This is a genomic window from Rhodococcoides fascians A44A, assembly GCF_000760735.1.
Taxonomy (GTDB): Bacteria; Actinomycetota; Actinomycetes; order Mycobacteriales; family Mycobacteriaceae; genus Rhodococcoides; species Rhodococcoides fascians_E.
Genome location: NZ_JMEX01000005.1, coordinates 1,293,001 through 1,306,036, shown reverse-complemented (window position 1 = coordinate 1,306,036; position 13,036 = coordinate 1,293,001). Strand labels below are relative to the sequence as shown.

The following is a 13,036-nucleotide window of genomic DNA, read 5'->3' as shown; positions in this document are numbered from 1 at the left end:
ACACATACCCCACCCGGTCCAACTCAACCTCGACCAGAGTTGGAGCACATCCCGCCACAACTGCGTCGAACTGTGCCGTGAGAAGCTGTAGACAGCATTCGAGTCGTCAAGCTTCCCGGCGTTTCTCGTGCAGGGCAGCATCGGTGTCGGCGATGGCCAACATTCTGTTGATGTCCGCGCCGGCCAGTGCACCGGCCGCCGCCGAGGGACCGACCTGGGCAGTCAGATCGGTGGCGTTCCCCGCCACCCACACACCCGGCACTTCGGTAGCGCCGGCGATGCCGGAGGCGAAACCGACACCTATGTTCGGCGGTTCATGCACCGGCAGGCCCAGACCTTCCAGTCCCTGGATGCGGGCTCGCAGTTGTGCGAGTACGGCCACCACACTCCGGGCCACGATCTGTCCGTCGGCCAGTCGCAGCCCGGCGAGCGCACCATTGTCGTCGTCGACGATCTCGGTGACAGGAGTGTCGACGATGCGAATACCGCGGGCTGCGAAACGATCACGGTCGTCGTCGTCGAGGTCGGTGCCCTGGGTGAAATAGATCAGGTCCTCGGTCAGCTGGCGGAACAGAAACGTGTGAACGATCGATACCGGACCGGTGGCGAGGATGCCGATGGGCTGATCGCGCACCTCCCATCCGTGGCAGTACGGACAGTGCAGCACACTATCGCCCCAGTGTTCGACCAGCCCGGGCAATTCCGGCAACACGTCGGTGAGTCCGGTGGCGATCAGAATGCGACGGGAAGTGATGGTTCGACCGTCGGCGAGAGTCACAGTGAACCGCAGGTCCCCGCGCGCGGACGGGGGCGCAGGCTCGGCTGCCATCACCTCGGCGTCGACGACGAGGCCGCCGTACTGGCGCACCTGCTCTCGGCCCCGGCGGAGAATCTCCTGCGGCGCCATTCCGTCCAGGACGATGAACCCGTGCATCGACGCTGCAGGTGCATTGCGCGGGGATCCGCTGTCGATCACGACGACCGAGCGCCGGGAACGAGCGAGTATCAGTGCTCCGTTGAGCCCCGCGGCGCCTCCGCCGATCACCACCACATCGACGATTTCCTCGGCAACGGCATCACTCTGGTAAGTCGGTGTCGTAGCGGTCATGGTTTCCTGCCTCCGGTTGTTCGACATATCCAGGGTCACCCTCTGACTGGTGTGGTGGGCGTCGGGTCGGTTGGGCGAGCGGTCACAGAGCTCTCGACGGGAGGCTCGACGCTCGTGGGCGTGAGGGTTCGTCGGCCCGGTAGAGCAGCGAGGACGATCATTGTTCCGGTGGCCATGACGATGCCACCGATGAGGCTGGTGTGGGAGACAGCGTAGGCGAAGGACTGTTGGACGGCCTCGACGATTGCTCGGGCAGTCTCGGGTCCGGCAGCGGAACTCTGCGCGACCTGCTCTGCGACCGCCAATCCACCACCGACCGAGTCCTTGGCGATCTGCATCGCTTCGGCAGGAAGCCGATCTGCCGCCAGGTCGGTCAGTTCGTCGCGATATGCGGTGCCCAGCACCGATCCCAGCACTGCGATGCCCAGCGCCCCGCCCAGTTCGAGCGCTGTGTCGTTGGCACCTCCTGCGACGCCCAACTCGGATTCTGGGAAGGTCCCCATGATCGTGTCGGTCGCCGGCGCGATGCTCACGCCAAGAGCCAAGCCCAGCATCAGCAACGGAGTGAGGAAGTCGATATACGTCGAGCCATCGTCGATCCTGGTGAGCAGGAACATCCCTGCCGTTCCGATGATCAATCCGCCGACGACCATCGCCCTGACCCCCAACTGTGGAGTGAACTTCCCGGTGATCGCAGATCCGAGAAAAACAGCGGCGCCCAACGGCAGCAGGCGTACGCCCGTAGCGAGAGCGTCGTAACCGAGGACGAACTGCAGAAATTGCGTCGAATAGTAGAGCACCGCGAACATTCCGAAGAAAAAGACCAGCACCGCGAGCATCGAACCGGTGAACGGCCGCAGCGCGAATTTACGGACGTTCAGCATCGGATGCGGATGACGCAACTCCCAGGCAACGAACCCCGCCAGACCGACAGCGGCAACGACGATGGCCGCGACGGGGCCTGCGTCCCAACCCGAATGCGGACCCTCGATGGCGCCGTAGATCAAGGAACCGAGGGTGACGATGGACAGCAGACCACCCACGTAGTCGATGCGGCCCATGTTCTCGGCCTTCGACGGCGGAACCAGAACGAGCGCTGCAACGACGGCGAGGGCCGCGATCGGGACGTTGATCAAGAACGTCGAACCCCAACCGTGGTCCTCCAGCAACCAGCCCGAGACCAGGGGTCCAACAGCAACCGCCACCCCGGATGTTGCGGCCCATGCGGTGACGGCCTTGCCTCGTTCGTCGCGGGGAAACGTCGCTACCAGCAGTGACAGCGTGGCCGGCATCACGACAGCGGCTCCGATACCCATGATTGCCCGGGCTGCGATCAGCATCGTGGTCTCGTCGACCATGCTGCCGATAATCGAACCACCGGCGAACAGCGACAGCCCCAGGATCAGCGCACCACGTCGACTGTATTTGTCACCGATCGAGCCCAGCACCAGCATGAGCGCCGCGTACGGGACGGTGTATCCATCGACGACCCACTGCAGATCGCTACTGCTCAAGCCCAGATCCGCAGTCAGATCGGGGGCGGCGACGATCAGCGACGTGTTCGCCATGACCGTGATCAGCAGACTAAGACACAGCACCAGCAGAGCCCACCACCGCCGCGGGTAGGGAGTCGACATATCTGTGACGGGTGTTCTCGCAAGTAAAGGCATCAGTTACTCCTGAGATAGAAGGGTCCGAATCTGCGGGCCAGTCGGTTGACAGTGCGTATCGGGGGTCGAATCACATGAGGGCGCGAACCGGTGCAGCGGCCGATGCGGTCGGCCGGACCGTGGACCCAAACCAGGGGCGAGTCGGTCCCGTTCGGTTATGTACTCAATGTTCCATAACGTAGGCGGTTCTGTACTGACTTGTCAATTACTCGGGCGCGGCCTACCTTCGAGGCATGGCACGACCACGAACGTTCGACCGAGAACACGTCCTCAATGCCGCGGAGCGTCAGTTCCGCACCACCGGCTACAACGGCACGAGTGTCGACGACATCAGCGCCGCTACCGGCCTGGGCCGCGGCAGCTTGTACGCCGCGTTCGACGGCAAGCACGGCGTGTTGCTTCAAGCCCTGTCCGGATACTCCGCTCGGCTGGCGCATTTCGTCCCCAAGGCGCTCGCCGGACCGGACGACGGTGCTCTAGAACGGCTGCACCAATTCCTGCTGCGCGCCGTCAACGGCGTCCCTCTCGCTGCCGACGTTCCGCCCGCGCCCGACCGAGCAGCGGCGGCGTGCTTCGCCGCCAAAATAGCCCTCGAGCTGGGCAGCTCCGACCCCGAGTTGGAACGCGTTGCCAACGCCTGCTTCTCGACGATGGTGACCGCGGTATCCGAATGCGTGCGCGCCGCCCAACGCCACGGCGACATCGACGCCGACGCGGACCCCGACGACCTCGCCTACCTTCTGATCAGCATCGTCCGCGGACTCGATGTGGTTGGCGCACATGGCCACAGCCCCGCCCGGATGACATCGATCGCCGAAAATGCGTTCGCGCTACTGCCCCGCCCTCGACACCGGTAGGGCGCGCACGTATGCCACAGCCGCCGCAATGGATCGTGCGTCGGGACTTTGCTAGCTCGGGTCGTGGTCCCGTAGCCCGTCGCGAACGGCCATGAGGTAGACGGCGAGGAGCCTGTCGATCGTCGCGGGATCGGCTCCCAGGTTTCCCGGTCGCCAGGCGAGCGAGAGCAGACCGTTCAACGCCGCCCACAGGGTGGTGGCGAGGTCGTCCGGATCCAAGTCGGCTCTGACCGATCCGGAGCGGGCGCCCTCCCTCAGAACCTTTGCGAGGCGGGCGTTCTGAGCCTGGGTGAGCGCTGCGATCCGCTCGACCGCGTCGGATTCATCGGGCGGTTCGACCAGAATCCGGAATTCGTGAGGACGTTCTCGCGCGAACCGTGCGTAGGCGGCGGCGACAAGCAGGAGGCGTTCCTCCACCGTCCCTTCCGATTCGTACGCAGCGTCCATGTAGACGCGACTTTCGTCGAGCGCCTCCTCCGCTACTGCGGTGAGTAGCGCCGAGCGGCCCCCGACACGGTTGTAGATGGTCTGTACAGCGACATCCGCCTGCTCGGCTACCGCCTCGAGGGTGAGCGCCCCGACGCCATGAGCAGCGATGATGCTGCGTGCGGCCTCGAGCACCGACCGGCGGTTGGCAGCTGCGCGCCGTTGAGTGCGCGTCGTTCCTGTTTCGGCCATCACCGCGTAACTGTAGCCCATTCAATTCATGTAACTACTTCCATTTTTGGAACCTCTTACATATTGTGTGCCTATGACACGCACCGACGACCGATTCCCGTCCGGCGACGGCCAGTGCGCCGCCTGGCTGTACACACCGACCGACGAGCCCCACCAGGGCGGCAGAAGCCGTCCGATCATCGTGATGGGCCACGGCCTCGGGGGAATCAAGGAGATGGGACTCGACGCTTTCGCTCGACGGTTCACCGCCATGGGCTACCTGTGCCTCGTGTTCGACTACCGCCACTTCGGTGAAAGCACCGGCGAGCCGCGGCAACTTCTCGACATCGATACGCAACTCGGCGACTGGAACGCCGCAATCGCCCACGCGCGCACCCTGGACACCGTCGACCCCGCCCGCATCGTGTTGTGGGGAACCTCCTTCGGCGGCGGACACGTCATCGTCACCGCCGCACGCAACCCCGATGTCGCCGCAGTGATCACTCAGTGCCCGTTCACCGACGGCCTCGCCGCAGCACGAGCCATCCCCCTCCCTGTCGCCGCGAAAGTGACCGGCCGCGCGGTGCGTGATGCCGTCGGGGCCAAGTTCGGCCGACCGCCGGTGATGATCGACACCTACGGCCCGCCTGGGTCGACCTCGCTCATGACCAGTCCGGACAGCGCTGCCGGTATCACTGCGCTGATCCCACCGGGCATGGACGTACGCCGAGACGTCGCAGCTCGATTCGGACTCGACATCGTCCGCCATTTCCCGGGACGCAGTGCGAGCAAAGTGAAGTGCCCGATTTTCTACGCCATCTGCGAGCGCGACAGCGTTGCACCGCCGATCCCGACCCAGCGGTACGCCGCACGCTCTCCACGCGCGGAGATAAAGCTCTACGACGCCGGCCACTTCGACATCTACGTCGGTGCCGATTTCGAGCGCAACATCGCCGACCAACTCGACTTCCTGGGTCGGCACGTTCCCGTCACCGAAAAGAATGACACCGAAACGAAAGGCACACGAGCGTGATCGACTACAACCTTGCCGGCCGCACAGTCGTCATCACAGGATCCACCGGCGGACTCGGTTCCGCCCTGGCGACAGCACTGCGCTCGCGCGGCGCCAATCTGGCCCTTCTCGACCTGGACGGCGACGCGGCAGCCCTACAAGCTCGCACTCTCGGCCCGGCGGCCGTTGCCCGGGGGTGGGCCGTGGACGTCACCGACCTCGACAGCATCCAGTCGGCGGTCGGCTCGGCGGCCCGACATTTCGGGCGAGTCGATGTTGTGATTGCCAACGCGGGCATCGCCGCTGTGCAACCGCTCGAATCGATGGACCCTGCCCTGTGGGAACGAATCATCGACGTCAACCTCAGTGGAGTCTGGCGAACGTTCAAAGCATCGCTGCCCCACGTCGTCGAGCGGCGCGGATATCTGCTGGCGATCTCCTCGATGGCCGCCTTCGTCCACTCGCCACTGAACGGCCCGTACGTCGCAAGCAAAGCGGGCGTCTGGGCGCTGTGCGACGCGACTCGCCTTGAACTGCGTCACCGTGGCGTCGGGGTCGGAAGCCTTCACCCGACGTTCTTCCAGACACCGATGATGGACGCCGTGCAAACGGACCCAGTGGCCACCACGTTGTGGGGCGGCAACCGCGCGGGCCTGTTCAAGATGATCCCACTGGACACCGTCGTCGCCGCCGCGGTGACAGGAATCGAGAATCGATCCGACATGATCGTCCCCACCCGCTCGAACGCCCTCGCCGCCCGCATACCCGGACTCATCCGTCCCATCACCGACCGAATCGGGTTTCGCCACAATGTGATCCCGCGAGCAGTAGAACTCGCCTCGCACGCAGCACCGTCATGAAGCCCGGCACAACGCGCCGAGATCAAGCTCGAGCGACCGAGGCACGCTCACCGCGCGAGACGCGACGCGGTAACGCAGGCTATGCCGTCAGAGCGAGCGCCGTCAGCTGACGTAGCAGTCCGACTTTGGTGTCCGGTCCAGACACCACAGCCTGCGGGCGCCGCGCGGTCGAACCCGACAGCGTCGCGAAAACCTGTTCCGACGTTCCGGTCACGGTGACATCAGCAGGTGCACCAGAACACGTGACGGTCGCGTTCACTCCCGACATGTCCGACGTCACAAGCACGCTTTCACCGTCAGCGTCGATGCGCGCAGTGACCGTCGGAAACCGCTTCTTCGCAGGGAGGGCTTCGGGCTTCGGAAACAGCGCCATGACCGAGAACACCAGCCACCGACCGCGGCTGTGATCCGCGCCTGCACCGGCGGACATGAGCGGCGACGCCCACCTGGCGAGTTCGACCAACGGCGCCTGCAAACCTCTACCCCACTCGGTCAACGAGTAGACCCGCGACGACACCGGCGCCGCCTCCTCGGTGGACACCACAATTCCCGCTTCCTCCAAACTGCGAAGCCGCTGAACCAGCAGATTCGTGGCAATACCAGGCAGGGACCGATGCAAGTCCGAATATCTGCTCGGCCCGATCAGCAACTCCCGCACCACCAACATCGTCCATCGATCACCGACCACATCGAGACCGCGAGCGAGTGCACAGAATTCACCGTAGGACTTCACGATCGAAGCTTACACTTGACTTTCTGAACCTTGTACTTGAAATAATCAAGCGGTGACCTCCCCACTGCAACTGCGAGCCCCCTCCCGCCTACCGGTACTGATCGTGCTGTGCTCGGCGACGCTGGCCATCAGCCTCGCCACAACCGCCATCAACGTCGCGCTCCCCTCTCTGGCGCTCGAACTGCGCGCCGACAACCGACAGCTCCAATGGATCGTCGATGCCTACAATCTCCTGTTCGCGACTTTCGTCCTCGCATTCGGCAGCCTCAGTGACCGCTACGGCCGCAAAGGCGCCCTCATCCTCGGCCTGTCGATCTTCGGCGGCGGAGCAGTAGGGGCCTCGTTCGCCGACAGCGCCGCACAGTTGATCGCCTGGCAAGCTCTGATGGGCCTCGGTGCCGCATTCGTCTACCCGACGACCCTGTCCATCCTCTCGAACGTCTTCACCGAACGAGCAGCCAAAGCAAAAGCGATCGGAATCTGGGGCGCAACAACCGGAGTCGGCGTCGCAGGTGGACCGATCCTCGGCGGCTGGCTACTCGAACACTACTGGTGGGGCAGCGTCTTCCTGGCGCTTGCCGTTGCAGCCCTCGGAGCCATCACCGCAGTGCTCGTCATCGTGACGACCTCTCGTGACGCGAGCACACCGCGCATCGACGTCGGCGGCCTCGTCCTGTCCGTGCTCGCCGTCGGCACCCTCGTCTACACCGTCATCGAAGCCCCCGAACACGGCTGGGCCAGTATCGCCTCATTGGGAGGATTCACCCTCGCAGCCGCGCTCTTCGTCGCTCTCGTGTTGTGGGAACGCAATCACAACGACCCGATGATCGACGTCACCCTCTTCGCCAACATGCGATTCACCGCCGCAAGCGCGTCGGTCACCTTCGCCTACTTCGCGTTGTTCGGCTTCATATTCCTCATATCGCAGTACTTCCAACTTGTACGCGGATACGGTCCACTGGAGACGGGCCTGAAGTTCATACCCGTCGCAGCATCGATCGCTGTCGGCTCCGTCCTCGGCACAGTCCTGGCAGTGCGCATCGGCAACAAAATCGCCGTCTCCGTCGGCCTGATCCTGTTCACCTCGGCGTTCGCATGGATCTCCACGCTCAGCACCGCCACCAGCTACCTCGAAATCGCCGGTCAGATGATTCCCCTCGGACTCGGACTAGGCCTGACATCGGCACCGGCAACCGAAGCCATCATGGGCGCCGTCCCGAAAGAGAAAGCAGGCATCGGCTCCGGCATGAACGACGCCACCAGAGAAGTGGGCGGCACCCTCGGCGTCGCTGTCATCGGCAGCGTCTACGCCTCGCTGTACACCTCCGGACTGACCACATCCGACACCGCATCGAACCTGCCCGACGACGCCACATCCGCCGTACAAGACTCCATAGGCGGCGCCGTCATCGCCTCCGAACAGATACGCGCAGCGGGCGATTCGTCCACAGCGGACGCAATCACCACCGCTGCCAACACCGCATTTCTCGACGGCCTCACCGCAGGCTCCTACGTCGCAGCAACTGTCACAGCAATCGGCGCCGTCATCGCAGCAGTATTCCTGCCCTCGCGCCCCCAATAGCCTTGGCGCATCCACGTGCACTTCACACACAGTGGGAGAGCATCGCCGCTGCGGCAATCGAGTGTTCACCAATCCTCGCGGTGATCGTGCCCGAGCGGAGGCGTCGAAGGACACAGCCTCGACCAGGATTTGCATGAAGAGGAGAAGAGTTCGAGACAGTGCTATAGGTAACGCAGTGGCGCGACTTCCATGGTGACCACTTGAAAAGCCCTCCCGGAGACATTCTCCGGGAGGGCTTTTCAAGTCGAGCGGGTAGTACACGGGACAGTGCGATCAGAGGTTCGCTTTGGCTTTGTTGAGGGTGTCGACGGCGATCTGTAGCCCTTCGAGGGGGCCGTAGGCGGTGTCCTCGTGTTCGATGTTCACGGCGATGTCGGGGTCCACGGTGTGCAGGGCGCGCAGGAACCGGGTCCAGAAGTCGACGTCGTGTCCGTTGCCGACGGCGACGAAGTCCCACGCGGAGTCCTGCGGCCAGATGTTGACGTAGTGCTTGCCGCCGAGGCTGGTGCGGGGTCCGTCCTGCGGTGCGCGGGTGAATCGGTCGTCGAGGACTCCGTAGATCTCGCAGTCGGGGTTGATTCGGGTGTCCTTGGCTGCGGCGTGGAAGACCAGGGGGCCGAGCCATTCGATGGCTTTGACCGGGTCGATGCCCTGCCAGAACAGGTGCGAGGGGTCCATTTCGGCGCCGACGTTGCTCAGGCCGCCTTTGTCGACGAGGCGCTTGAGCGTCGGTGGGTTGAACACCAGGTTCTGCGGGTGCATCTCGATGGCGACCTTGACTGAGTGCTCACGGGCGAGAGCGTCGATCTCTTTCCAGAACGGCACCGCGACCTGATCCCACTGGTAATCGGAGGAGTCGAGGTATCCCGAATCCCAGGTGTTGACATGCCATGCCGGCCACGTCCCACCCTCGTGGGCTGCGGGCAGACCGGACATCGTCACCACCCGGTCGATGCCGAGCAGACCGGCGACACGGATGGACTTGCGCAGGTCCTCGGCGTCCTCGGGGCCGACCTCCGGGTCGGGGTGCAGTGGGTTGCCGTTGCAGTTCAGGCCGGCGATCGAGACGCCCGTGCCCTCGAACACCGCGAGGTAGTCGGCTGGGCTGATGGTGCCGGCGAGCAGGTCGTCGACCGGAATGTGCACCGGTGGCAGGAATCCACCGGAGTTGATCTCGATGCCTTCGAGACCGAGTGAGGCCACCGTCGCGATGGCGTCGGGCAGGGACTTGTCGTGCAGGATCGCGTTGTAGACGCCGAGTTTCATCGTGAGCTTCCTTGCGAGTAGAGGGTGGGTCAGATCTTGACTGCGGTGCCGTTCGCGGCAGCGGATTCGGCGATGGCGGCGACGATCTGCATGCCGCGCAGTCCGTGCGCGAAGTCCGGGAGCGGGGGCAGGCCGGTCAGTCCGGCGACCTGGTCGAGGAATGCCCGTGCCTGGTAGGCGAAGAATTCGGCTTTGCCGTGCCCGACGCCGCCGGCGTCCATCGGCAGCCCGCCCTGGATGTAGGGGTGCTGGGGTCCGATGATGACCTGACGGCGGCCGTTGACCGTCTCGTCGATGTCGGTGGTGGAGATGTGGAACTCCGCGGCTCGCTCGAGCGCCCACGACGCCGACCCGCGCGTGCCGAACACATCGAAGGACAGTCCGTCGGGATTGGCGTGCGAGACCCGCGAGGCGGAGAAGGTTCCGACGAATCCGCCGGCGAACTGCGCGGTGAAGGTGGCGATATCCTCGTTCTCCACCGGCGCCGTCTCCCCGGTGGTTTCGGCTTTGGTGTGACCGTAGGTGACCCCGACCGGGACGGGGCGTTCGGTGACGACGGTGCAGAACTGCGCCCCGCGGACCTCGACGATCGGTCCGGCGACGTACTCGGCGAGATCGATCAGATGACTGCCGACATCGGCGAGTGCACCGGTTCCCTGCCCGCCGCGGTACCGCCAGGTGATCGGCCCGCTCGGATCGAGGGAGTAATCGGCGCGGTAGCGGCCGTCGAAGTGCACGATCTCACCGAGGCGACCGGCGGCGAGCTCGTCGGCGATGGCCTGCACGGCCGGGGACCGGCGGTAGGTGTAGCCCACCGAGGCGATACCGCTCGATGCCGCGGCCGCGGCGACCATCGACTCCGCATCCGCCAGCGACCCTGCCAGCGGCTTCTCGCACAGCACGTTCTTGCCTGCAGCGAGCAGGCCCTCGACGATCTCACGGTGCAGGTGATTGGCGACGACGACGGACACGACATCGATGTCCTGTGCCTCGGCGATCGCCTGCCAGCTGTACTCGGCGCGCTCGTAGCCGTACCGCTTGGCGGTATCGTCCGCGACACCCTTGTTGGTGTCCGCGATGGCCACCAAACGCACATCCGGGCGGTCGGTGCCGAACAGCGTCGACGCCATCCGGTACCCGGCGGCATGGGCGCGTCCGGCCATACCGCCACCGATGACGGCTACACCGAGCGAGTTCTCTGTCATGAGGGTGACTACTTTCTTCTTCTCTCGAAGCGAGATCAGGTGTCCCGGTCTATTTGACCGGTCTAGTAGGGATACTATGGGTCACCGATCGCGCGGATGTCAAGGACGGCGTTGCCGCAGTTCGACACGCTCTCACGGGCGGGAACGGAGACGAGAAGACATGAACGCCGGAAGATCGGTGACCATGCAGGACATCGCCGACAAGGTAGGGGTGTCCAAGGCCCTGGTGTCCATGATCTTTCGTGGAGTTCCGGGTCCCAGCGCGGAGACGAAGGCCCGGGTCCTCGCCGTCGCGGAGGAGATGGACTACCGACCGAATCGAACCGCAGCTCTGCTGTCCCTCCGGCGCACACACCTCATCGGCGTCATGACCGACATCAGGAATGCGTTCCACGCGGAGATGGTCGAGCACATGGTGGCCGAGGCGGACAAGGTCGGGTACGAGGTGGTGCTCGGTGCCGTCACGCCGACGCACGCCGAAGCCGCCGTCATGGAGACACTCCTCGACTTCCGCTGTGAGGCAGTGGTTCTGCTCGGGCCCGCCGCGTCGGATGTCGACCTCAGAGCGTGGGCAGGGCGGGTGCCGATCGTCGCGGTAGGTCGACGAATCGGCGGAGTCGACGCCGTGCGGGCGGGGGACTCGCGGGGAATGAGCGACGTCGTCGATCACCTGGTGTCGCTGGGGCACAGCAGAATTGCGCATTTCAGTGGGTACGGGTCGATCGGCAAGGACCGCCAGGCCGGCTACCGCCGCGCGATGCACCGTCACAGGCTGGACGAACACATGGCCGTTGTCGAGGGCGACTTCACCGAGAACTACGCGCCCGCCGCCGTCGACGCGTTCCTCGACGGAGGCATCGAGCCTCCCACCGCGATCGTCGCTGCCAACGACCGCAGTGCAGTCGGCCTGCTCGACGCGCTGCAGAGACGAGGAGTCTCCGTTCCCGGCGACATCTCGGTGACCGGGTACGACGACAGCACGCTGGCGAGAATGGCCCACATCGACCTGACCACCGTCAGTCAGGAACCCAAGGAGCAGGCGCGCCGCGCGATCAGCGCAGCAACCTCACGCCTCGACGACGACCGCACCGAGGTGTCGTCGAGCGTTCTCCGGCCGCGCCTGGTGGTCCGAGGGACGACCGGTCCCGCCGAACGGGGGTGACGGCGTGCTCTTCCGGCAACTCGAATATCTCGTGGCGCTGTCGCGTGAACGTCACTTCACACGCGCGGCTCAGGCATGCCACGTCTCGCAACCGGCGCTGTCCGAAGCGATCCGGAAGCTCGAAGTCGAGCTCGACCTTCCACTGATCGTCCGGGGCCACAAGTTCGAGGGACTCACCCCCGAGGGCGAACAGATCGTCCGGTGGGCGCGCCGTATCGTCGCCGACCAGAAGTCCCTTCAGGAGGAAGCGGCAACTCTGCGGTCCGGCGTCACCGGCGCGGTACGTCTGGGCGTGGTGCCCACGGCGTCGGCGACAGTGGCCGACCTGACCGGACCACTGTGTCTGCACCATCCGTTGGTGACCGTCTCACTGTCGGAGGATCTCCCGTCCGACGAGATCACCGGCCGCATCGACCGTTTCGAGCTCGACGGGGGTATCACCTACCTGGACGACGATGTCCACGAACGGTACCGGACCTTTCCCCTCTACCGCGAGTACTACGACCTGTTGACCGCGGCCGACTTCGGTCCGTTTCGGGAGGACGGTGTCACCTGGCGCGACGCCGCACAGTTTCCGATGTGCACGCTGCCGTCGATGATGCGTGGACGCAGAATCCTCGACGAGTTCTTCGCCTACGACGGTGCCGCCAGTACGCCGCAGATCGAGACCGACTCCATCGCCTCGCTGTACGCGCACGTGAAGACCGGGCAGTGGGCGTCCGTCGTTCCGCGCGTGTGGCGTCAGGTGTTCGGAGAACCACCGGGGCTTCGGTGTACCCCGTTGACGAGCGCGCTGGACGCGCCGGTCATCGGACTGGTGACGGCCAGGGACAGTCAGGGATCCAGCTTGATCCGGGCGTTGGAGAACACCGCTCGCGGGCTCGACCGGGCTTCATCGGCGTCGCCTATCGCTCGGTAGGAGCC

The 13,036-nt window shown here is 64.9% G+C and carries 12 protein-coding genes; 6 read left to right on the top strand and 6 right to left on the bottom strand.

What is annotated here, in order from left to right; translation table 11 throughout:
- Window positions 1–106: 106 nt before the first annotated feature.
- Together BH95_RS09660 and BH95_RS09655 are read right to left on the bottom strand one after the other, a co-directional pair.
- On the bottom strand, window positions 107–1,108 hold the full coding sequence (locus BH95_RS09660) for an NAD(P)/FAD-dependent oxidoreductase (RefSeq protein WP_037181949.1): 1,002 nt from the start codon (window positions 1,106–1,108) through the stop codon (window positions 107–109).
- 35 nt (window positions 1,109–1,143) lie between these two features.
- Window positions 1,144–2,778 carry an MFS transporter gene (locus BH95_RS09655; protein ID WP_037181714.1) on the bottom strand — a complete coding sequence of 545 codons (1,635 nt, stop codon included), beginning with the start codon at window positions 2,776–2,778 and terminating at the stop codon, window positions 1,144–1,146.
- Window positions 2,779–3,011: 233 nt separating this feature from the next.
- Between BH95_RS09655 and BH95_RS09650 the strand changes: the two genes are divergently transcribed.
- Window positions 3,012–3,635, top strand: coding sequence for a TetR/AcrR family transcriptional regulator (locus BH95_RS09650; RefSeq protein ID WP_037181712.1), 624 nt, complete (start codon window positions 3,012–3,014; stop codon window positions 3,633–3,635).
- Window positions 3,636–3,686: 51 nt separating this feature from the next.
- On the opposite strand, the gene BH95_RS09645 is transcribed toward BH95_RS09650, so the two are convergent.
- The gene (locus tag BH95_RS09645; protein WP_037181710.1) at window positions 3,687–4,313 is read right to left on the bottom strand and encodes a TetR/AcrR family transcriptional regulator; all 627 of its coding nucleotides are present in this window, start codon (window positions 4,311–4,313) and stop codon (window positions 3,687–3,689) included.
- Window positions 4,314–4,386: 73 nt separating this feature from the next.
- On the opposite strand from BH95_RS09645, the gene BH95_RS09640 reads away from it, so the two are divergent.
- Both BH95_RS09640 and BH95_RS09635 read left to right on the top strand, forming a co-directional pair.
- Window positions 4,387–5,325, top strand: coding sequence for an alpha/beta hydrolase (locus BH95_RS09640; RefSeq protein WP_037181708.1), 939 nt, complete (start codon window positions 4,387–4,389; stop codon window positions 5,323–5,325).
- Window positions 5,322–6,164 carry an SDR family NAD(P)-dependent oxidoreductase gene (locus BH95_RS09635; protein ID WP_037161703.1) on the top strand — a complete coding sequence of 281 codons (843 nt, stop codon included), beginning with the start codon at window positions 5,322–5,324 and terminating at the stop codon, window positions 6,162–6,164. Before BH95_RS09640 ends, BH95_RS09635 begins: the two co-directional genes overlap by 4 nt.
- Window positions 6,165–6,243: 79 nt before the next feature.
- On the opposite strand, the gene BH95_RS09630 is transcribed toward BH95_RS09635, so the two are convergent.
- Window positions 6,244–6,897 carry a winged helix-turn-helix transcriptional regulator gene (locus BH95_RS09630; protein ID WP_037161701.1) on the bottom strand — a complete coding sequence of 218 codons (654 nt, stop codon included), beginning with the start codon at window positions 6,895–6,897 and terminating at the stop codon, window positions 6,244–6,246.
- 52 nt (window positions 6,898–6,949) lie between these two features.
- On the opposite strand from BH95_RS09630, the gene BH95_RS09625 reads away from it, so the two are divergent.
- Window positions 6,950–8,479, top strand: coding sequence for an MFS transporter (locus BH95_RS09625; RefSeq protein WP_037181706.1), 1,530 nt, complete (start codon window positions 6,950–6,952; stop codon window positions 8,477–8,479).
- A 273-nt stretch (window positions 8,480–8,752) separates the two neighbouring features.
- Here the strand turns inward: BH95_RS09625 and BH95_RS09620 are convergent, their stop codons facing one another.
- Both BH95_RS09620 and BH95_RS09615 read right to left on the bottom strand, forming a co-directional pair.
- A complete protein-coding gene (locus tag BH95_RS09620; RefSeq protein ID WP_037181703.1) occupies window positions 8,753–9,745 on the bottom strand; it encodes a sugar phosphate isomerase/epimerase family protein in 993 nt (330 codons plus the stop codon).
- A gap of 29 nt (window positions 9,746–9,774) precedes the next feature.
- Complete coding sequence (locus BH95_RS09615; protein WP_037181701.1) at window positions 9,775–10,950, bottom strand: Gfo/Idh/MocA family protein; 1,176 nt, start codon at window positions 10,948–10,950, stop codon at window positions 9,775–9,777.
- A gap of 160 nt (window positions 10,951–11,110) precedes the next feature.
- On the opposite strand from BH95_RS09615, the gene BH95_RS09610 reads away from it, so the two are divergent.
- Together BH95_RS09610 and BH95_RS09605 are read left to right on the top strand one after the other, a co-directional pair.
- A complete protein-coding gene (locus tag BH95_RS09610) occupies window positions 11,111–12,112 on the top strand; it encodes a LacI family DNA-binding transcriptional regulator (protein ID WP_037181698.1) in 1,002 nt (333 codons plus the stop codon).
- 4 nt (window positions 12,113–12,116) lie between these two features.
- The gene (locus BH95_RS09605) at window positions 12,117–13,031 is read left to right on the top strand and encodes a LysR family transcriptional regulator (protein ID WP_020111214.1); all 915 of its coding nucleotides are present in this window, start codon (window positions 12,117–12,119) and stop codon (window positions 13,029–13,031) included.
- Window positions 13,032–13,036: the final 5 nt, after the last annotated feature.

Coding starts and splice junctions, on each gene's coding strand:
- BH95_RS09615 (WP_037181701.1), bottom strand. CDS start 10,950: ATGACAGAGAACTCGCTCGGTGTAGCCGTCATCGGTGGCGGTATGGCC.
- BH95_RS09655 (WP_037181714.1), bottom strand. CDS start 2,778: ATGCCTTTACTTGCGAGAACACCCGTCACAGATATGTCGACTCCCTAC.
- BH95_RS09640 (WP_037181708.1), top strand. CDS start 4,387: ATGACACGCACCGACGACCGATTCCCGTCCGGCGACGGCCAGTGCGCC.
- BH95_RS09650 (WP_037181712.1), top strand. CDS start 3,012: ATGGCACGACCACGAACGTTCGACCGAGAACACGTCCTCAATGCCGCG.
- BH95_RS09645 (WP_037181710.1), bottom strand. CDS start 4,313: ATGGCCGAAACAGGAACGACGCGCACTCAACGGCGCGCAGCTGCCAAC.
- BH95_RS09620 (WP_037181703.1), bottom strand. CDS start 9,745: ATGAAACTCGGCGTCTACAACGCGATCCTGCACGACAAGTCCCTGCCC.
- BH95_RS09660 (WP_037181949.1), bottom strand. CDS start 1,108: ATGACCGCTACGACACCGACTTACCAGAGTGATGCCGTTGCCGAGGAA.
- BH95_RS09610 (WP_037181698.1), top strand. CDS start 11,111: ATGAACGCCGGAAGATCGGTGACCATGCAGGACATCGCCGACAAGGTA.